Below are 17,007 nucleotides of genomic sequence, written 5' to 3' on the forward strand. Positions count from 1 at the left end.
CAGACAAACGGAGCGGATCTACCTGTTTTCCCATTCCAACAAAATCGGGTTAAATGATATATTGCCGCTTTCATCCGGCAGCCGGTTACGGCTGCGTACCACCTGTTTTAAAGGAAAATCATGTTTCGGAATTTTGACTTGGGCGTATTCTTGCTTGCCGTCCTGCCCGTACTGCTTGCCATTACCGTCAGGGAGGTGGTACGCGGCTATACGGCGCGCTACTGGGGAGACAACACTGCCGAACAATACGGCAGGCTGACGCTGAACCCTCTGCCCCATATCGATCCGGTCGGCACAATCATCATGCCGCTATTTACTTTGATGTTCACACCGTTTCTATTTGGTTGGGCACGTCCTATCCCTATCGATTCGCGCAACTTCCGCAACCCGCGCCTTGCCTGGCGTTATGTTGCCGCATCCGGTCCGCTGGCAAATCTGGCGATGGCCTTTTTGTGGGGGCTGATTTGGGTATTGGCCCCATTCATCGACGACACATACCAAATGCCGCTGGCAAAAATGGCAAATTACGGCATCCTGATTAACGCCATTCTGTTTGCAATCAGCATCATTCCCATCCTGCCTGGTGACGGCGGCATTTTCATCGACACCTTCCTGCCGGCGAAATATTCTGTCTTATTCCGCAAAATCGAACCCTATGGGACGTGGATTATCCTGCTGCTTCTGCTGACCGGGGGTTTGGGTATGTTTGTCACCCCTGTCGTACAGCTGGTTATGATACTGGTTCAATCCCTCATCGGATGGTTTATTTGAATTGGCGGTTTTTGGGCAGTATGCCGTATTTGCCAAGTACAGGAAAACGCAGCAAGGCTTCCCTGCCTGCCGCGTTTTCCTGTTTTACAATGCCCTGTCAAAATAAAGCGGCACGCCTGATTTTTCACTCATCGTCATCAGATAACCCATCACCTTTTGAGGCCATTCGATTCCGCGCACCACGGTCAGATTCCTTAAAACGGGGAAAAACAAAATATCCTCCATGCCGATTCCGCCGTTGATGCCGTCTGAAGTACCGTCCATCAAATTCTCCAACTCTTGCAAATCTGCGTTTATCCGTTCGAGGTATTGGGCGGTTTTATTCAAATTGGCGGAAAAGCTGCCGATGCTTTTCTCTTTTTTATCTGTAAAATATTTCACCGCTTCCGGAGTTGCAAATTCAGGTAGCCCGATTTTGATCACGCGCGGCTGAACCAGTTTGTTGTTGTATCCACCCACCTTGTCCAGCCACACCTGTATCTCGGGGCGGACTTCGTCTTTCAGACGGCCTTCGCGGTCGAAATGCCGCACAATGTCCAAACTCTCGCCCATAAACGAACCGTCTTCTTTTTGCAGGATGGGCACTTGTTTCGCTCCAATCATGCCGATCGGCGTTGCCTCGTCGTCGTTTGCCAGCACGGCTTCCTCAACGTCCGCGCCAAACAGCCCTGCAGCCATCCGCGCACGCACGCAAAACGGGCAATGGTCGTAAATATACAGCTTCATCAAAATATTCCTCGTCAACCTGTCGGTACCGGCTACCTTAACACCCCGCGCCGCCCGAAACAAGTTTATCTTCCGCCTATGCACCGTAAATAAATAAGCTGTTACAATAAACTCGTTTTTATCGGAACGGAAGACCCCATCATGACCGCCATCAGCCCGATTCAAGACACGCAAAGCGCGACCCCGCAAGAATTGCACGAATGGTTCGACAGCTACTGCGCCGCGCTGCCGGACAACGATAAAAAACTTGTCTTAGCCGCCCGTTCGCTGGCGGAAGCACATTACCCCGCCGATGCCGCCACGCCGTATGGCGAGCCGTTGTCCGACCACTTCCTCGGCTCGATGCAAATCGTCAGCGAACTCGACCTCTTGCCTGATGCCGTTGCCGCTACGATTTTGTCCGACATCGGCAAATACATTCCCACTTGGCACGAATTGGTTTCCGAACGCTGCAACAGCACCGTTTGCGAGCTGGTCAAAGGCGTGGACGAAGTACAGAAACTGACCCAATTCGCACGCGTGGACAGCCTTGCCACGCCGGAAGAACGCGCCCGGCAAGCCGAAATTATGCGGAAAATGCTGCTGGCGATGGTTACCGACATCCGCGTCGTGTTGATCAAACTGGCGATGCGTACGCGCACCCTGCAATTTTTAAGCAACGTTCCCGATAATCCTGAAAAACGCGCCGTCGCCAAAGAAACCCTCGACATCTTCGCCCCGCTCGCCAACCGTTTGGGCGTGTGGCAACTCAAATGGCAGCTCGAAGATTTGGGCTTCCGTCATCAAGAGCCGGAAAAATACCGCGAAATCGCCCTGCTTTTGGACGAAAAACGCACCGAACGCCTCGAATACATCGAAAACTTCCTCAATATCCTGCGTACAGAACTGAAAAAATACAATATTCACTTTGAAGTTGCCGGAAGACCAAAGCACATCTACTCCATTTACAAAAAAATGGTGAAGAAAAAGCTCAGCTTCGACGGCTTGTTCGACATCCGCGCCGTGCGGATTCTGGTCGATACCGTCCCCGAGTGTTACACCACGTTGGGCATCGTCCACAGCCTCTGGCAGCCCATCCCCGGCGAGTTCGACGACTATATCGCCAACCCCAAAGGCAACGGCTATAAAAGTTTGCACACCGTTATCGTCGGTCCGGAAGACAAAGGCGTGGAAGTCCAAATCCGCACCTTCGATATGCACCAATTCAACGAATTCGGTGTCGCCGCGCACTGGCGTTACAAAGAAGGCGGCAAAGGCGATTCCGCCTACGAGCAAAAAATCGCCTGGTTGCGCCAACTTTTGGACTGGCGCGAAAATATGGCGGAAAGCGGCAAGGAAGACCTCGCCGCCGCCTTTAAAACCGAGCTGTTCAACGACACGATTTATGTTTTGACTCCACACGGGAAAGTCCTCTCACTGCCTACGGGCGCGACCCCCATCGACTTCGCCTACGCCCTGCACAGCAGCATCGGCGACCGTTGCCGCGGTGCGAAAGTCGAAGGGCAAATTGTGCCGCTGTCCACCCCGCTCGAAAACGGACAGCGCGTCGAAATCATTACCGCCAAAGAAGGGCATCCTTCCGTCAACTGGCTTTACGAAGGCTGGGTCAAATCCAACAAGGCAATCGGCAAAATCCGCGCCTACATCCGCCAGCAAAACGCCGACACCGTGCGCGAAGAAGGCCGCGTCCAACTCGACAAACAGCTTGCCAAACTCACGCCCAAACCCAACCTGCAAGAGCTTGCCGAAAATCTCGGCTACAAAAAGCCAGAAGACCTCTACACCGCCGTCGGACAAGGCGAAATTTCCAACCGCGCCATCCAAAAAGCCTGCGGCACGCTGAACGAACCGCCGCCCGTACCCGTCAGCGAAACCACCATCGTCAAACAGTCCAAAATCAAAAAAGGCGGCAAAAACGGCGTGCTCATCGATGGCGAAGACGGTCTGATGACCACGCTTGCCAAATGCTGCAAACCCGCGCCGCCCGACGACATTGTCGGCTTCGTTACCCGCGATCGCGGCATTTCGGTACACCGCAAAACCTGCCCCTCTTTCCGACACCTCGCCGAACAAGCACCTGAAAAAGTGCTGGACGCAAGCTGGGCGGCGTTGCAGGAAGGACAAGTGTTCGCCGTCGATATCGAAATCCGCGCCCAAGACCGCTCCGGGCTTTTGCGCGACGTATCCGACGCACTCGCCCGCCACAAACTCAACGTTACCGCCGTGCAAACCCAGTCCCGCGACTTGGAAGCCAGCATGAGGTTCACGCTCGAAGTCAAACAAGTCAACGACCTCCCGCGCGTCCTCGCCAGCCTCGGCGACGTCAAAGGCGTATTGAGCGTTACCCGGCTTTAAATACAAAAATGCCGTCTGAAAGACGAATATCGTTTCAGACGGCATTTTGATTGCCGGTTTTTTATCCGACCTGCCAGACAGTACTCGCACGATTTATATCTAAATAATCAATACCCGCTTCATCGAATTTCGTTTCCAATTCTTCTATCGAATGAGTATCTAGAAAAAGCCTCTCTTGATGAGTAATCGGCAATAACCAGAAAAATCGGACATTATCCATATATTCCAACTCTTGCCCATAAGGATAAGGCAGAGAAATCAGAAAATGCCGAAAGGACGATTGTCCAACCCATGGTCTGCCGATATTGACCGTTTTTCCTAATTGAAATCGGTCTGGATAATGCATACTTGCCGATGCCAGCATCGCCAAGGTCTCAATATGTTCAGGTGTTTCAAATGGGCTGACGATAAAAAACTCCTGTCCTAAAAATGGACCTATCCCAAAGCTGACATAAACCCAGGGCTCATCTTCATGATTAGGAATCACTTGGAAAACTTGGAAATCGGGAAGTTCTTCAACAATCCTTCCTAAAGCCCAAGTAAATCCTTTAATTTCATGATGTTTCCAAAATTTTTGCAAGTGAGATAAAACAGTTTGGTTATAGTCCATGCTTTTTAGCCTGTTTTCAAAGGTCGCCTGAAACCTGAAACAAGGTTTTTCAGACGGCATTGACCGTTTGAAGAAGGTATTTACCAAACAAACGGTTTCCTATTCATATCCGAAAGGTTGTCAACTTCATTATCCAGTAAGAACTGCTCAAAAGCATTCCAACCCTTTTTTTCCACCAATTCCGCTTCCTGTTTATACAACGGGACAAGCAAAGGGAAAACGATATTGTAGTGTCCGTCATAACAGACCTGAAAATCATCATCGAAATAAAATGGGGCGGAAACATACAGAGCGTCCATTTTTGTTGAATCAACAATGCTTCTGGGCAAATAAACAACCTGCCCCCGAAGAAGGATTTTTTTGTTCTCAATGATGGTTTCTGCCAACCATCTTAAAAATGGAAAAATCTGATTTTCATCATATTTTAAAGAACATACAAAAAGTATTTCAAATCTGCTTTTATAATTCAGATCATGCTTGCTTAACCCTAAAGTAATATAAGTTTTTAAATCGCTGTCAGGGGAAGAGGGAATAGCTGCGATATTTAATTTGTACTGACTTCCCGAATCGCTTTTCGAGCCATGAGAAATAGTGCCTATATATTTTTCAATATGATTAATCATATTTTTCTTAGCTTCCCATCACTGTATCGGATAATTATAGGCCGGATTGAGACAAAACGCCTTGTTCCCATTGGTAGAAAGTCCGTCTGAAAAGTAAAAGCGTTTCAGACGGACTACGTTTGCCGACTATCCGACCCACTTGATAATCCAATGAGATTCTTGCAGGTATTCTTTTAATATTTCTAAGTTTTCGACCCAGTCATCGTAACTGTCAAACGATGAAAATTTGTCATTTGAAGATAACAGTATCAGAAATCCCCCGGTATTTTCCCAATCGTCAATAATTTTTATGAATTTTTCTTCAGGATTGACCCCATTCAGGATAACCCCCAAAGTATTGAATTTTATTTCCATAGACATCCCCTAATCTTTAATGGGAATATGGTTATTTGTTAGTGGTTTTTTCTTATTCGGGTCTATCCTTTCCAAATGGATATGCGGTACATTTGGTGCATGATTTCCCTCTAAAGAGTTGTTATCAATCCTAAATTGCCTTGTACCTGCTTTGTTCCGATAAACGCCGCTACCTGATTTACCAATTTCTTTATATTCGGAGCCTAAGTATTTAATTCCAGCATCTAAAGCTTCATCAGAAGATAAAGTATGCTTACTTGTTATATTACCTCTTTGAGTATTGGTTTCATTGATAACAGCATTAATTTTTCTTGGAGATTTTCCATACGGACAATCATTATGAACCCACACCCCTTCCGTTTCTGCCTGATTACCCTTGACGAAGTAAATATGCCAATCGGCAACGGTCAGGTTGTAGGCTTTGAGCGGTTCTTGTTTAACGGTAACGCTTTGAACGGTCTGCCCTGCACCTCTTTCGGAATACAGCCTGCTTCCCGCTTTCAAATCTTCCGCTTTAACCCATTTGCCGTCCGAATAAAACGGATGGATGAGGTTAGAAATCAGGGTTTGGTTGTTGCCGATGCCGTCTGAAACTTCAATGTAAACGGTTTCTTGATACGGATTGCCGTATCGGGCGATAACGGGTTTGTATCCCGTTTTTCCGCTTACCTCGTCCTTGGAAAGGACGATCTCGCCGGCTCGGATACGGGCAATAGCTTTGTAGCCGTCTGCCGTTTTGACCAAGGTGCTGCCGTGGAAGGAGCAGGTGTAGGATTTTTGAAGAACTTAGTTCTCAATATCCTGTTTCAAATGAAGGAAAGGTCGTCTGGAAATTAAAAGCAGTTTCAGACGACCTTTTGATTGTGGGATTTTCAGCCTAACCTATACTTACTCAACTAAACTGTCAATCAATTCTTTTATGTCATTACGGGTCAGTTCCATACCCGGTTCACCGATAAGTGCTAAATCATAGATTATATTACGCGATTCTGGAGAATTATCTTTTGACCAAGCATACAGAAAATCAAAAGCAAGATTCGCAATTTTTTCATCCGAAGCGTTTTGATTGAATAATCTGAGCAGTTCAGAATATGCGTATTGTTGAGTTATTTTTTCCATGAATCTAATTCCTGTTTTGTTGGTGGATAATGCTGAGAGGTTACACTTTGTCCGTTAATTGATTTAGGATGAACCATAGTTACGTTCCCGCTATGGTCATAATTTTCCGTCCATTGTCGGGTACTGCCTGTTTTAGGATTATATTCTGTAACAAAGCTATTACCCCTCGTTCTTCCCTCGGTTCTAGCAAATCGCTCAGCTTCATAATACCTGATTCTCCCATCAGGTAAAGTTTTTGTCCTAGACGCACTATTTTGAGCATCTTCCAAACCTGACAATTTCTTAGCTAATGCCGATTGGGCATTGGCAGAATGCGCATCCCCATATTGCTTGTATTTGGCTTGTGTGGCAACGGCAAAATCCCCGCTGACCTTCGCCTTCCCCGGTTTTGCCGCCTTTGCCAACTTCGCGGCTTTGGCTGCTTTTGCCGCCTTTGTCAGGTTTTTGACTTTGGCAAACGGCAGGACGTTGACCAGGGCTTCGACGGTTTCGGCGGCATTGGGGTTTTCCTGCATCCACTGGTCAACGGCTTCGCCCGCGCTGATAAAGGGGTTGAGCGCGCCGGCGGCAATACCGTTGACAAACTCCATGCTGTTGCCCCAGCGGTCGAGCTTGGCATTGTGCTCGAACATTTTTCTGTTGGCTTCATCGGCGCGGTCGGAGAAATTGCTGCCGAGGTTGTTGTAGTTGTCGGATATGCGTTGCCGGATGCTGCGGGTGTCGGTTGGATTGAGTTTGATGCTGCGGGCTATGCCATTGACGTGATAGGTGTATTCGTCGCGTGCCCCCGTAGGTTTGGGGTAATTGCCGCCCTTCGGGCCGTCGTAGGCATCGGCGGGATGGTGTTCGTGTCCTTCCCAGTTGAGGCGGTATATGGTAAAGCCGTCGTCAACGTTGCCTTGTTCTTTGCTTGCGCTGTCGGCGGCGTGGTTGTCGAAGGGGGCGTGTTCTTCGTATCCGTGTCCGGAAAAGCGGACGGTGTAACCAAGATTGCCTTGGATTGCCGCCTGTTGGATGAGCAGGTTGCCCATCTGGTGGGTATAGTCTTGGATGACGTTGATTTGACCGGTGCGGTCGGAAACGCTGCCGCGCGGGTCGCCGAAGAGGTGGTATTTGCCTCCGGGTTCGTAGTGCTGCCGTTGGGCGTTATCGGTAATGAACGGGTCTTGCGCCAAGTCCGCCGCGAGGGCGGGCTGCCCGAAGGCAGCCGCCGCTACGGCGCAGGCGGCAAGGAGGTTTGTCAGTCTTCGCAGCAGTTTCACGGTTTATCCTCCTTTGCAGCGTGTGTTGACAGGATATTTGTTTTGTTTTGAACGGGTTTTAGTGTAAAGGAATTTTAAGATTTTGTAAACAAAAGGGGCGAATGTGGGGGACTGTTAGTTTTTGCACAAGGAACAAATAGAGTAAAAAAACGCTGAAATCTCGGAAAGACGTGGATTTCGGCGTTTTTTTGTATCCGGAAAAGTTACGCCAGCTTTTTCACAAAACCGTGCCGGAATGCGCGGTTTTTTGTTGAAAGCTGACGGGATTGGGAATTTTTTAAAACTATTTTAAGAGGTTTTTAAAATGGATTTAATCAATACTCCGGCCATACCACTCAACACGGCCTATGATGGCGATGTCGTCTTGGGCATTGCTCAAATCTATTTCAAACGGTGCGTAACGTGGATTTTCCGACGTTACAAGCAGTTTGCCCGGTATGCGTTGCACACGTTTGACAAAGAGGTCATTGCCTATACGCAAGACATATAGGCCGTCACGCGGGTCGGTTTTGGCGTGATTGATGAGAATGGAATCCCCATGATTGAGCACGCCCTCCATCGAATCGCCTTTAACGGTAATTACAGACAGTTTTTCCGGCTGTTTGGTCACATAGTTGTCAATCCAATATTTCCGGAAAGCCAAGCAGAACAAAGGTTCTTCGCCGAAGACCGGTTCGCCATACCCTGCTGCTGCGGCTACGTTGTAGCGCGGCACGAATACAAACTCTGACAAGTCGACAGGGTTGCCCATAGTGTCGGTAATTCCATCAGAATTTCTGCTTACAGAGAATGCTCCGGCGTTTTCCGGCCTGGCTTTATCAAGATACGGTAAGCCTTTTCCGGTCAGCAGCCAGTTTAAATCACAACCGGTAACTTCTTGAATTTTTACTAGGTAATCGGCTGTTGGGATAGCTCCCTCTTTCCAAACTCTATTAAATCCAGAAGCCGACATTTCTATTTTGTTATAGATGTCAGATGGCTTAGCCCCATGAGGCCAAAGAAATTTGAGCCTATCTAAAAAAGTATCCATAGTAATCCTAATTTAACTCATTTAAGCAAAACATTAAGCAAAAAAGAAACTCTTTTGCTTAAATAAGATTACTCAAATAATCAATATTTTGTAAAAATAATTACGTTTTTGAGAAAATATTTTAGCAAAAGAGTTGCATGTAACTCTTTTGCTAAATATAATTCACTCACTTACTAAATAACGGCGGTTAATAAACCTACTTAATTAAGGAATTGCGAGAATGAAAAAAAAGCAAGAAACCATGACTGATTGGCATCGTGCTGACATTGTGGCTCGTCTTAAAAAGGCAGGCTGGTCTGTGAGAGCGTTATCTATCGAGGCTAATTTAGCACCAAATACATTAGGGAAAGCTTTAGATGCTCCTTATCTGAAAGGCGAAAGAATCATTGCAGCAGCGATTGGAGTACCCGCAGAAGAAATCTGGCCATCTCGTTTTGAGAAACGAAACCATAAGCCAACCTTCCCAAGATCTATAAATAGATAACTGTTTTGCTAAATAGTTCCAAAAGAGTAACGCATTTAAGCAAAAATAGAAAGCGGAAAAAATGAAAATATCTGCATCTGATATTGCGAAATTAGGAATTCCGAGCCTACCAACTGATAGACAAGGGATTGAATACCATGCCAAGAAAAATAATTGGCAACACTGTTTTGAGCAAATAGGAAGAGGCCGTCCTAAAAAACTGTATGAAATCGCCTCCCTCCCCGCCGAAATCCGAGCCGCCATCATGAAACGGCAGTCGGACGAGCTGGCGGAGAAGATGCCGAAAACCCTGCCCCAAGTCAGACCGGGGACGGCGATGTCGGCTCAGGCACTGGCTGAAGCGGCCAAGCTGTTGAACGAGAAACAACGGTCGGTGGCGGATGCGCGATGTGCGGTGGTGGCGGCGGTATTGGGGATCAAATATGAATACGGTTGCTCCGCTAAGGCTGCGGTGGCTCAGTTTTTGGGCTTGCTGGCAGAAGGTAAGTTGGACGCGGTTACGCTTGGGAATTTGGAAAAGGCCAATGACCGCAGCCGGTCGGCGAAGGTTGGCGAACGTACTTTAGACGGCTGGATTTCTGCTTATTTGAAAGCGGAAAACGCGACGGAGCGGTTGGTGGCTTTGGCTCCGAAGACGACGAAGGCGGTTAAGCCGATTGAGAGCTACGGTTGGTTGCCGATGTTTATGCAGTTTCACAATATCCCGTCCGCGCCAAAACTGGCACACAGCTACCGACGGTTTGTGCAGTGGGCGGAAGCGGAAAATATGCCGGTCAATGATGTGCCTAACTTGAGTATGGTGCGGCGCGTTTGGGACAAGCTGCCGCTGATTATGCAGGAGCGCGGCAGGAAAACGGGGGCGGCTTATAAATCGCTGCTGCCTTATGTGAAACGTGATTGGGGGGCTTTAAAGCCAAACGATGTTTGGATCGGCGACGGCCACAGCTTTAAAGCGAAGGTGGCACATCCGGTACACGGCAGGCCGTTTAAGCCGGAAGTGACGGTGATTATTGATGGTTGTACGCGGTTTGTGGTCGGGTTTTCGGTCTCTCTTGCTGAAAGTTGTGTGGCGGTATCGGATGCTCTGCGTATCGGGGTCAAGCATTTTGGTTTACCGATTATCTATTACTCGGATAACGGCGGCGGTCAGACGGGTAAGACGATAGACCATGAAATCACGGGTATTACGTCCCGACTGGGTATCCGACATGAAACGGGTATCGCGGGCAATCCGCAAGGTCGAGGCATCATTGAGCGATGGTGGAAAGACAATCTGATTGAGATGGCGCGGCAGTATGAGACGTTTGCGGGCGCGGGGATGGACAGCAGTACGAAGAACCTGATGTACCGCAAGATGGAAAGTGCTTTTAACGCTTTGGAAAAAGGCAAGGATTTGACGGAGGAACAACAGAAATATTTGAAAAAATTGCCGAGCTGGTCGCGTTTTATCGCGGATGTGGTCAAGTGTATCGACGAATACAACAACCGCCCGCACGGCGAGCTGCCCCGACATCCTGACGGCGGGCATTATTCGCCGAAGGAATATCGGGAAATGAGGCTGGAACAGGACGGGATTGCACCGGATATGTTGTCGGCGGAAGAGCTGGCGACGATGTTTATGCCGCAAGAGGTGCGAAAAGTTCAGCGCGGTTGGCTGGATTTGTTCAACAACTCTTATTTCTCAACCGGGCTGGCGGAGTATCACAAGGACGAGGTACGGGTCAGCTACGATTTGAGCGATGCGTCGGCGGTCAATGTGTTTGATATGGACGGCAAGTTTATCACTAAGGCGCATGCCGACGGCAATACCCGCGAGGCTTTCCCGACGGCGCGTATCGACCAACTGGCGGAAAAACGTCGAAAAGGCAAAATCAAGCGGGCGGAAAATGCAATCAGGCTCGCAAATGCGGAAGTCAATCCGGCTTTGGAACAGGCGGCAGTTTGGGACGAGCTTGGACATTTGGGCGGAAACGCCATCGAGGCGGAGTATGCGGTATTACCGAAAACGGGCACGGACGATTTTGTGCTATTTGAGGCGGATAGATAAAGGAAAACATGATGGACAAACAGCAAAATGCAGCGTTTTCGACCGAGCTTGTTGAAAAATTGAAACTCAAGCGAGCCCTTGGGCGGATTCAACGAGCTCAAGCAAAGATTCAAGGTGTTCCCGCTGAACGGAATCAGGCTCAAACGTTTTTGCCTGCGCTTGAAGGAAACTGCGAACCTGCTCAATCGAAGTCGGCTCTTGACGGGTAATCCGCTGGAGCAGCCAGGAAAGTACGAAAGAATCGGCAAGCGACCTGTCTTCCAAGTCTTGAACGGCGACTTCCAGCATGATCAGGCGTTTTTCTAAATCGGGAAACTCTTTCATTTCAGACGGCCTTTAAAGGTTGTTTAAAACTCAAGGATATTAAAAATGAAACAAATTAATCAAGCATTGCAACAAAAACTGGCTGAATTCAAAGCCAAATCAGGCATGAACCAAACCCAACTGGCACGCGGTATCGGTACTTCGCCGGCATCCATCAGTATGTATCTGAACGGCACTTATGCCGATAAAGGCGGCAATTATGAAACCATCGAGCCGAAAATCGAGGCGTTTTTGGAAATGCAGGACAGCAAGGCGCGACGTGAAGAGTTGGTGTTGGGGTTTGTTGAAACGAAGACGACACGGCGTATTGCTGAAGTGATGCGCGATGCGCATGAGGCGGGCGAGATTGCCGTCATTTACGGTCAGGCAGGTTTGGGCAAGACGCAGGCGGTCAAAAACTACTGCGAGAAAAACCCTGCGGCCATCTTGATTGAGGCTAATCCGAGCTTTACGGCTTTGGTTTTGATGCGGAAATTGGCGACGGCGGCGAAGGTATCGGCGATGGGCAGCCTGAATGATTTGTTTGAGTCTGTATCTGACCGCCTGCGTGATTCGGGCCGTCTGATTGTGGTGGATGAAGCGGAAAACCTGCCCTTGCGCGCCCTTGAGATTATCCGTCGACTGCACGACGAGACGGGATGCGGGTTGGTGTTGAGCGGTATGCCCCGACTGGTGGCGAATCTGCGCGGTAAGCACGGCGAGCTGGTACAGCTTTACAGCCGCGTGTCGATTCCGCTGAATTTGGGCGAATCTTTGCCGGGCGAGGAACTCTTTGAGATTGCGAAAGCGGCTTTGCCTGATGCGGACGAGGAAACGCTTTTTGAATTGGTTAAACACAGCAACGGCAATACGCGCCGGATGAGCAAATTGATGCGCGGCGCGGTACGCACGGCGAACAAGAACGGTATCAAGATACAGGCCGGTATCGTTAAGAAATACTCGTCGCTGATTATCCGATAGGCCGTCTGAAACGGTAAGTCTCTGACAGGGCTATATATTTTTTTACCCTATGATTTTAATAAGTTATTGTTTTCTAAAGGAAAACGCAAAATGCAAGTTTTAAAGAAAGTTGATTGGAAGATGTTTGTGGCGCGCTCTTTTTGGCGTTGGGTGCCGGTTGGTTTGACGGTGGGCGTGTGGTGTTTTGTGGCGGGGATGGCGTTGCATTCCTGCGCGAAAGAACCCGAACCGGTTGCGAAAGAGCCGACGAAGGTTGAGGCGATGGAAAGACAGGCGGATTTGGAGGTCAAGGTATGGGAAGAGCAATACGAGTCAATGAGCGTCGAGGAAAAAATGAAAGGGATTGTTTATGAGCGATAAGCCATTAATCCCTGCGGCGAGAAAAGAGGCTTTGGATCGGGCGGTAAAGGAAATCCGCGCGAAATATGGCGATAAGGCGATTGTGAAAGGATGTGTGAAATGAGTTTCGGACGACGTAATACGGATTGGCAGGCTTGGGGACAACACCGCAGGCGTGCGACGGCGCGAATGGCGCAAAAAAGCCGGGAGCGTGAAATTGAGGAATATCAGGTGCGTTTCAGACGGCCTGCCGAGAAGAAGGAGGAGAAAAAATGATTTGGTTTGTTGTCGGATTGGTGGTGTTGGTGCTGCTGGGGATTTGGCTTGAAATGCCGGCCAGAATCGTCGTGTTGCACATGATAGGCGAAGGCCATGACGAGTATGACGACAATTAAAACGGTAAGCCGTTGATGTTGCTCTATATTTTTTTACTCTGTTGAAAATATAATGTATTGATTTAAAAGGAATTTAAGATGAACAAAGAGAAAATCTTAGACAAAATCAAGAAATGCTTGGCTTTGAGTAAGTCGGCAAATGAACACGAGGCCGCACAGGTATTAAAGCAGGCACAGGCATTAATGGAAAAGTATGAAGTCAATGCTGTGGATATTGCCTTATCACAAGTCTCTGAACAGAAAGCCGATCGAAAAATGGCTTTTAAATTGGCAGACTGGCAATGGGGCATTGCAAATATGATTGCCGATATATTCGGGTGCCAATCTTACCAACGCGGGAAGACGATGATGTTTTACGGCATTGGAAATAGAGCAGAAATCTCAGCCTATGCCTTTGATGTAGTTTATCGGCAGATTTCTGCCGACCGCCGCAAATTTTTAAAAAACTGCCGAGCAAGAAAGCAAGCGCATAGAACTTATCTTGCCGACCAATTTTGCAATGGTTGGATTATGGGTGCTTGGGAGATGGTCAAAAAATTTGAGATGTCTGATGAAGAAAAAGCCGTTATGGACGGATACGTAAAGAAAGAATATCCGTATATGACCGAAGCGAGAACAAGAGATGCGAAATCGTCAATCCTACAAGGGTCAACAATGGAATATGAGGCATTAGCTCAAGGAATGGAATCGGGTAAGCAAGTGCAGTTACATCATGCCATGAATGGTACAGACGGCGTAAAACAAATTGGAGAGCAAAAATGAATCAAAAAGAAATTGCAGAATGGATCGAAGACCGTGGCGAGCTGATGCTTATGAAGAAGGACGGCGAAGGCTTTGTGATTGCCGCGCGTGCACCGGACGGGATGTGGAAAACTGCCGAGGCGGAAACTTTGGCTCAGGCGATAACTTTATGGGAGGAAGTGTGATGAATATCACTAGACCGAATAAAGAAGACCTTGACGCAGTATGGGAACTGGTCGCGTTTTTAAACAAAATCGAGCAGGGTTTGAATCCGGTTTATCAACCTGCCGACCCGGAGGATGAAGACGATTTCGAATATCTGAGTAATGCGCCTGCGGATGAAGTGTTTGAAGCTTTGGAATATAAGTCTGCCAACGCCGGTTTGTCTTGGATTATGACCGTATTGGATACCTTACTGTCTTCGAATAACGACATTGTTGACCAAGAATCTAGTGTTTTGGATTTTTCCCCGAAATTTAAACAGGCTGTAAAGGATACGGAAAGATTGGATTTCTTGATTGAGGTCGGGTCAGCAGAATTTTCAAAGCAAAATGGCCAGAAAACCTGTTGCAGCTTAACCGAATATGGCATTAGAGGCTATGGAAGCAATTACCGCGAAGCCTTGGATGATGTGATGAAAGAGTGGAAGGAGATGTGATGACTACCGGAATGATGATTTATCTATTGATCTGTGGGCTGATTGGTTTGGCACTGGTGGTTTTGGCACTGATGAGCCTGATTGAAAACTGGTTCAAACAGCGGACTAAAGCTGTTGTTTTGGATGCCTGCGGTATGTTTTTTGGGTTGATTGTTGTCCTTGTGGCGTTTTTGGCGATTCTTGGGGTGGTTAAATGAACATCAAATGCCCGAACTGCGGGGCGATGCATAGTCTGGACAGCTTAATCAACGATGCCGACGCATCGTCTGTATTGCGGGCTGTGTTGGAGATGGATGCGGAATTGGGCAAGGCGGCGATACGGTATATCGGTTTGTTCCGCCCTGCCAAGTCTCAGCTCTCTTGGGCGCGTACCGCGAAACTGCTGAAAGAGTTGCTGCCGATGATTAAGGCGCAGGAGGCGGCGCGTGACGGGGTTTGTTTTCCTGCCCCTACCGATGCTTGGATTCACGGTTTTAACGAGACGGTCAATGCACGCGACCAAGGCCGTCTGAAAACGCCGCTTAAATCGCATGGTTATTTGTTGGAGATTGTGAGCCAGTGGCAGGGTTCGGGGTTGCCCTCTCCCCAGCCCTCTCCCACGGGGAGAGGGGGCGAAGGTGGTGCGCCGTCCAAGCTGCGGCAGGGTGTGGCAGCCTTGGGCGAATGGGCGGGGAATGATTGGGCGAAACGGGAAATCGCGGCAGGGTTTGCATTGCTCGCCGCGCTCAATCTGCCCAACCGCCCCGCAGCGCAAGACCTGCCAGTAGTCGCAGAAATTTGGTATCGGCAACTGAAGGAAGCCAAGGAAATCGTCTCGCCGGAGTATGACCCGATACGGATTCAGACGGGGTTTAAGGTGTTGCAGGCGGCAGAAACATGGCCGCAACCCTCCGAACTGCGCCGCAACCTACCACCACGGTTGATACCGAGGGCGATGTTGGCGAAGCCCGCGCCGGACAAAGAAAAAGGCCGTCAGAAAATGGCGGAAGTGAAAGATGTTTTAAACAAGAAAGGTCATTGAAATGGAAAATGTATATTTTACAAGTAATAACCGAATATCGGACTTAATCAGTCAACTAGAAAAGTTGAAGGCAGAGCACGGCGATTTGGTAATAACTAGAAATTATTTGCGAGGAGGAGCTAGAGATATTGATTTAACAGAGTTTAAGGTTGCCTATATCAGACCGAAGGAAAAACGCGAAAAAATACTGGCTTATCGTATTGGGACACACCAAGTCGGTGATTTAAAGGTCTTAAGAATTTTATAGTTTAAAAGGAAAACATCATGATTGAACAGTACGAATACCGTCTATTGGACGAATATTTAGATCAAGACTGGGATGCCTTTATCAGTTTTGCTGAAACTAGAGGATTTGAAGCAAGCGAAGTATATCAATTACTCAACAAACTGGAGGAAAAAGCAAATGGCTAAAACCCGAATCAAACAACCCGCTATCGAAGCGGCACAAGACAAAGCGGAAGTTACCGCATTTATCCGCCAAATCGGCGATTTGCAGCGCGAAGTCAAACGCCTGGAAACCGAAGCCGGAGACAAAAAAGCGGTCATCGAAGAGGAATATGCCGCCAAAGCCGCGCCGATGTGTGCCGAAATCATGAGCCTGACCGAACGTGTGGCCGCCTACTGCGAGGCACATAAGGACGAGCTGACGGAAAACGGTAAAACCAAAACCGTGGACTTTACCACCGGCCTGATTAAATGGCGCATCCGTCCGCCATCCGTCAAGGTAACGGGCGTGGCCGCCGTCCTGGCGTGGCTCTCGGAAAAATCCGCCTTTGCCGAGTTTGTCCGCACTAAAAAGGAAATCGACAAAGACGCCATCCTGAATCAAAAAGAGCGTTTTTCAGACGGCCAAGTTCCGGGGATTAAGATTGTGAGCGGCGTGGAGGATTTTGTAATTGAGCCGACGGAGCAGGAGTTGGCGTGATGGAAAACGGAAATTTAAATACTGATGAGCTGGAATTTTTAAGAACTGCCGCACGCGATTCCTTCTACATCCACGCTCAAGTCGAAAATGCCAACCGAAAATTGGAAACCGCTTTTTTCGTGTGGGAAAAAGTGAAAGAAGGAGAAAAAGAGGCTATGCGCGCCCGAAAAAAGCCTTTATTTATTACTGCTTCGGGGTGGTTTGGTTTTTTCTTGCGTTGATTTTACTTTTCTTTGGCGTTTAAAGCTGGATTAAAGGCCGTC

At 48.4% G+C, this 17,007-nt stretch carries 25 protein-coding genes; 16 read left to right on the plus strand and 9 right to left on the minus strand.

Annotation, left to right across the window (positions count from 1 at the left end; all coding sequences use genetic code 11):
• The first annotated feature begins 120 nt into the window (after window positions 1-120).
• On the plus strand, window positions 121-771 hold the full coding sequence (locus Q9J80_RS06630; protein ID WP_301673077.1) for a site-2 protease family protein: 651 nt from the start codon (window positions 121-123) through the stop codon (window positions 769-771).
• A gap of 84 nt (window positions 772-855) precedes the next feature.
• Here the strand turns inward: Q9J80_RS06630 and Q9J80_RS06635 are convergent, their stop codons facing one another.
• Window positions 856-1,497 (minus strand): GrxB family glutaredoxin, encoded by a 642-nt coding sequence (locus Q9J80_RS06635; protein WP_301673078.1) that lies wholly within the window; start codon window positions 1,495-1,497, stop codon window positions 856-858.
• A gap of 141 nt (window positions 1,498-1,638) precedes the next feature.
• Here Q9J80_RS06635 and Q9J80_RS06640 point away from each other — a divergent pair, with 141 nt between their 5' ends.
• Window positions 1,639-3,852, plus strand: a complete 2,214-nt coding sequence (locus tag Q9J80_RS06640; protein WP_304671651.1) for a RelA/SpoT family protein — start codon at window positions 1,639-1,641, stop codon at window positions 3,850-3,852.
• Between the two features lie 61 nt (window positions 3,853-3,913).
• Here the strand turns inward: Q9J80_RS06640 and Q9J80_RS06645 are convergent, their stop codons facing one another.
• The 7 genes from Q9J80_RS06645 to Q9J80_RS06675 form a co-directional block, all read right to left on the minus strand.
• A complete protein-coding gene (locus Q9J80_RS06645; RefSeq protein ID WP_304671653.1) occupies window positions 3,914-4,462 on the minus strand; it encodes a suppressor of fused domain protein in 549 nt (182 codons plus the stop codon).
• Window positions 4,463-4,542: 80 nt separating this feature from the next.
• Window positions 4,543-5,085, minus strand: a complete 543-nt coding sequence (locus Q9J80_RS06650) for a suppressor of fused domain protein (protein ID WP_304671649.1) — start codon at window positions 5,083-5,085, stop codon at window positions 4,543-4,545.
• A gap of 126 nt (window positions 5,086-5,211) precedes the next feature.
• Complete coding sequence (locus tag Q9J80_RS06655; protein WP_196428871.1) at window positions 5,212-5,439, minus strand: hypothetical protein; 228 nt, start codon at window positions 5,437-5,439, stop codon at window positions 5,212-5,214.
• A gap of 9 nt (window positions 5,440-5,448) precedes the next feature.
• Window positions 5,449-6,183, minus strand: coding sequence for an HINT domain-containing protein (locus Q9J80_RS06660; RefSeq protein WP_308446902.1), 735 nt, complete (start codon window positions 6,181-6,183; stop codon window positions 5,449-5,451).
• Between the two features lie 144 nt (window positions 6,184-6,327).
• The gene (locus Q9J80_RS06665) at window positions 6,328-6,558 is read right to left on the minus strand and encodes a hypothetical protein (protein WP_002259487.1); all 231 of its coding nucleotides are present in this window, start codon (window positions 6,556-6,558) and stop codon (window positions 6,328-6,330) included.
• Entirely contained in the window at window positions 6,546-7,820 is a 1,275-nt protein-coding gene (locus tag Q9J80_RS06670; protein ID WP_373325236.1) for a MafB family polymorphic toxin, read from the minus strand. The genes Q9J80_RS06665 and Q9J80_RS06670 overlap by 13 nt, the downstream gene beginning before the upstream one ends.
• A 310-nt stretch (window positions 7,821-8,130) precedes the next feature.
• Entirely contained in the window at window positions 8,131-8,850 is a 720-nt protein-coding gene (locus tag Q9J80_RS06675; RefSeq protein ID WP_118793263.1) for a LexA family transcriptional regulator, read from the minus strand.
• Window positions 8,851-9,070: 220 nt separating this feature from the next.
• On the opposite strand from Q9J80_RS06675, the gene Q9J80_RS06680 reads away from it, so the two are divergent.
• Together Q9J80_RS06680 and Q9J80_RS06685 are read left to right on the plus strand one after the other, a co-directional pair.
• Entirely contained in the window at window positions 9,071-9,334 is a 264-nt protein-coding gene (locus Q9J80_RS06680) for a helix-turn-helix domain-containing protein (protein WP_082815528.1), read from the plus strand.
• A gap of 61 nt (window positions 9,335-9,395) precedes the next feature.
• Complete coding sequence (locus Q9J80_RS06685; protein WP_304672759.1) at window positions 9,396-11,381, plus strand: Mu transposase C-terminal domain-containing protein; 1,986 nt, start codon at window positions 9,396-9,398, stop codon at window positions 11,379-11,381.
• 66 nt (window positions 11,382-11,447) lie between these two features.
• Here the strand turns inward: Q9J80_RS06685 and Q9J80_RS06690 are convergent, their stop codons facing one another.
• A complete protein-coding gene (locus tag Q9J80_RS06690; protein ID WP_304672758.1) occupies window positions 11,448-11,705 on the minus strand; it encodes a GntR family transcriptional regulator in 258 nt (85 codons plus the stop codon).
• Between the two features lie 45 nt (window positions 11,706-11,750).
• On the opposite strand from Q9J80_RS06690, the gene Q9J80_RS06695 reads away from it, so the two are divergent.
• From Q9J80_RS06695 to Q9J80_RS06750, 12 genes are all read left to right on the plus strand, one after another.
• On the plus strand, window positions 11,751-12,665 hold the full coding sequence (locus Q9J80_RS06695; RefSeq protein ID WP_304672757.1) for an AAA family ATPase: 915 nt from the start codon (window positions 11,751-11,753) through the stop codon (window positions 12,663-12,665).
• Between the two features lie 90 nt (window positions 12,666-12,755).
• On the plus strand, window positions 12,756-13,025 hold the full coding sequence (locus Q9J80_RS06700; protein WP_101106718.1) for a hypothetical protein: 270 nt from the start codon (window positions 12,756-12,758) through the stop codon (window positions 13,023-13,025).
• A gap of 99 nt (window positions 13,026-13,124) precedes the next feature.
• Window positions 13,125-13,280, plus strand: coding sequence for a hypothetical protein (locus Q9J80_RS06705; protein WP_301673084.1), 156 nt, complete (start codon window positions 13,125-13,127; stop codon window positions 13,278-13,280).
• Window positions 13,277-13,399, plus strand: a complete 123-nt coding sequence (locus Q9J80_RS06710; protein WP_301673085.1) for a hypothetical protein — start codon at window positions 13,277-13,279, stop codon at window positions 13,397-13,399. The genes Q9J80_RS06705 and Q9J80_RS06710 overlap by 4 nt, the downstream gene beginning before the upstream one ends.
• 78 nt (window positions 13,400-13,477) lie before the next feature.
• Window positions 13,478-14,161 (plus strand): DUF2786 domain-containing protein, encoded by a 684-nt coding sequence (locus tag Q9J80_RS06715; RefSeq protein ID WP_301673086.1) that lies wholly within the window; start codon window positions 13,478-13,480, stop codon window positions 14,159-14,161.
• A complete protein-coding gene (locus tag Q9J80_RS06720) occupies window positions 14,158-14,325 on the plus strand; it encodes a hypothetical protein (RefSeq protein ID WP_180299868.1) in 168 nt (55 codons plus the stop codon). Before Q9J80_RS06715 ends, Q9J80_RS06720 begins: the two co-directional genes overlap by 4 nt.
• A complete protein-coding gene (locus Q9J80_RS06725; RefSeq protein WP_301673087.1) occupies window positions 14,322-14,798 on the plus strand; it encodes a hypothetical protein in 477 nt (158 codons plus the stop codon). Before Q9J80_RS06720 ends, Q9J80_RS06725 begins: the two co-directional genes overlap by 4 nt.
• On the plus strand, window positions 14,798-14,995 hold the full coding sequence (locus Q9J80_RS06730; protein WP_128581850.1) for a pyrophosphate-energized proton pump: 198 nt from the start codon (window positions 14,798-14,800) through the stop codon (window positions 14,993-14,995). Before Q9J80_RS06725 ends, Q9J80_RS06730 begins: the two co-directional genes overlap by 1 nt.
• Window positions 14,992-15,819 (plus strand): HI_1489 N-terminal domain-containing protein, encoded by an 828-nt coding sequence (locus Q9J80_RS06735; RefSeq protein ID WP_301673088.1) that lies wholly within the window; start codon window positions 14,992-14,994, stop codon window positions 15,817-15,819. Before Q9J80_RS06730 ends, Q9J80_RS06735 begins: the two co-directional genes overlap by 4 nt.
• A 264-nt stretch (window positions 15,820-16,083) precedes the next feature.
• Complete coding sequence (locus Q9J80_RS06740) at window positions 16,084-16,230, plus strand: hypothetical protein (RefSeq protein WP_301673089.1); 147 nt, start codon at window positions 16,084-16,086, stop codon at window positions 16,228-16,230.
• On the plus strand, window positions 16,223-16,744 hold the full coding sequence (locus tag Q9J80_RS06745; RefSeq protein WP_283121580.1) for a host-nuclease inhibitor Gam family protein: 522 nt from the start codon (window positions 16,223-16,225) through the stop codon (window positions 16,742-16,744). The genes Q9J80_RS06740 and Q9J80_RS06745 overlap by 8 nt, the downstream gene beginning before the upstream one ends.
• Complete coding sequence (locus Q9J80_RS06750) at window positions 16,744-16,965, plus strand: hypothetical protein (RefSeq protein ID WP_301673090.1); 222 nt, start codon at window positions 16,744-16,746, stop codon at window positions 16,963-16,965. The genes Q9J80_RS06745 and Q9J80_RS06750 overlap by 1 nt, the downstream gene beginning before the upstream one ends.
• Window positions 16,966-17,007: the final 42 nt, after the last annotated feature.

It is taken from the genome of Neisseria blantyrii, assembly GCF_962747855.1.
Lineage (GTDB): Bacteria > Pseudomonadota > Gammaproteobacteria > Burkholderiales > Neisseriaceae > Neisseria > Neisseria viridiae.

Coding starts and splice junctions, on each gene's coding strand:
- Q9J80_RS06630 (WP_301673077.1), top strand. CDS start 121: ATGTTTCGGAATTTTGACTTGGGCGTATTCTTGCTTGCCGTCCTGCCC.
- Q9J80_RS06635 (WP_301673078.1), bottom strand. CDS start 1,497: ATGAAGCTGTATATTTACGACCATTGCCCGTTTTGCGTGCGTGCGCGG.
- Q9J80_RS06640 (WP_304671651.1), top strand. CDS start 1,639: ATGACCGCCATCAGCCCGATTCAAGACACGCAAAGCGCGACCCCGCAA.
- Q9J80_RS06645 (WP_304671653.1), bottom strand. CDS start 4,462: ATGGACTATAACCAAACTGTTTTATCTCACTTGCAAAAATTTTGGAAA.
- Q9J80_RS06650 (WP_304671649.1), bottom strand. CDS start 5,085: ATGATTAATCATATTGAAAAATATATAGGCACTATTTCTCATGGCTCG.
- Q9J80_RS06655 (WP_196428871.1), bottom strand. CDS start 5,439: ATGGAAATAAAATTCAATACTTTGGGGGTTATCCTGAATGGGGTCAAT.
- Q9J80_RS06665 (WP_002259487.1), bottom strand. CDS start 6,558: ATGGAAAAAATAACTCAACAATACGCATATTCTGAACTGCTCAGATTA.
- Q9J80_RS06675 (WP_118793263.1), bottom strand. CDS start 8,850: ATGGATACTTTTTTAGATAGGCTCAAATTTCTTTGGCCTCATGGGGCT.
- Q9J80_RS06680 (WP_082815528.1), top strand. CDS start 9,071: ATGAAAAAAAAGCAAGAAACCATGACTGATTGGCATCGTGCTGACATT.
- Q9J80_RS06685 (WP_304672759.1), top strand. CDS start 9,396: ATGAAAATATCTGCATCTGATATTGCGAAATTAGGAATTCCGAGCCTA.
- Q9J80_RS06690 (WP_304672758.1), bottom strand. CDS start 11,705: ATGAAAGAGTTTCCCGATTTAGAAAAACGCCTGATCATGCTGGAAGTC.
- Q9J80_RS06695 (WP_304672757.1), top strand. CDS start 11,751: ATGAAACAAATTAATCAAGCATTGCAACAAAAACTGGCTGAATTCAAA.
- Q9J80_RS06700 (WP_101106718.1), top strand. CDS start 12,756: ATGCAAGTTTTAAAGAAAGTTGATTGGAAGATGTTTGTGGCGCGCTCT.
- Q9J80_RS06705 (WP_301673084.1), top strand. CDS start 13,125: ATGAGTTTCGGACGACGTAATACGGATTGGCAGGCTTGGGGACAACAC.
- Q9J80_RS06710 (WP_301673085.1), top strand. CDS start 13,277: ATGATTTGGTTTGTTGTCGGATTGGTGGTGTTGGTGCTGCTGGGGATT.
- Q9J80_RS06715 (WP_301673086.1), top strand. CDS start 13,478: ATGAACAAAGAGAAAATCTTAGACAAAATCAAGAAATGCTTGGCTTTG.
- Q9J80_RS06720 (WP_180299868.1), top strand. CDS start 14,158: ATGAATCAAAAAGAAATTGCAGAATGGATCGAAGACCGTGGCGAGCTG.
- Q9J80_RS06730 (WP_128581850.1), top strand. CDS start 14,798: ATGACTACCGGAATGATGATTTATCTATTGATCTGTGGGCTGATTGGT.
- Q9J80_RS06735 (WP_301673088.1), top strand. CDS start 14,992: ATGAACATCAAATGCCCGAACTGCGGGGCGATGCATAGTCTGGACAGC.
- Q9J80_RS06740 (WP_301673089.1), top strand. CDS start 16,084: ATGATTGAACAGTACGAATACCGTCTATTGGACGAATATTTAGATCAA.
- Q9J80_RS06745 (WP_283121580.1), top strand. CDS start 16,223: ATGGCTAAAACCCGAATCAAACAACCCGCTATCGAAGCGGCACAAGAC.
- Q9J80_RS06750 (WP_301673090.1), top strand. CDS start 16,744: ATGGAAAACGGAAATTTAAATACTGATGAGCTGGAATTTTTAAGAACT.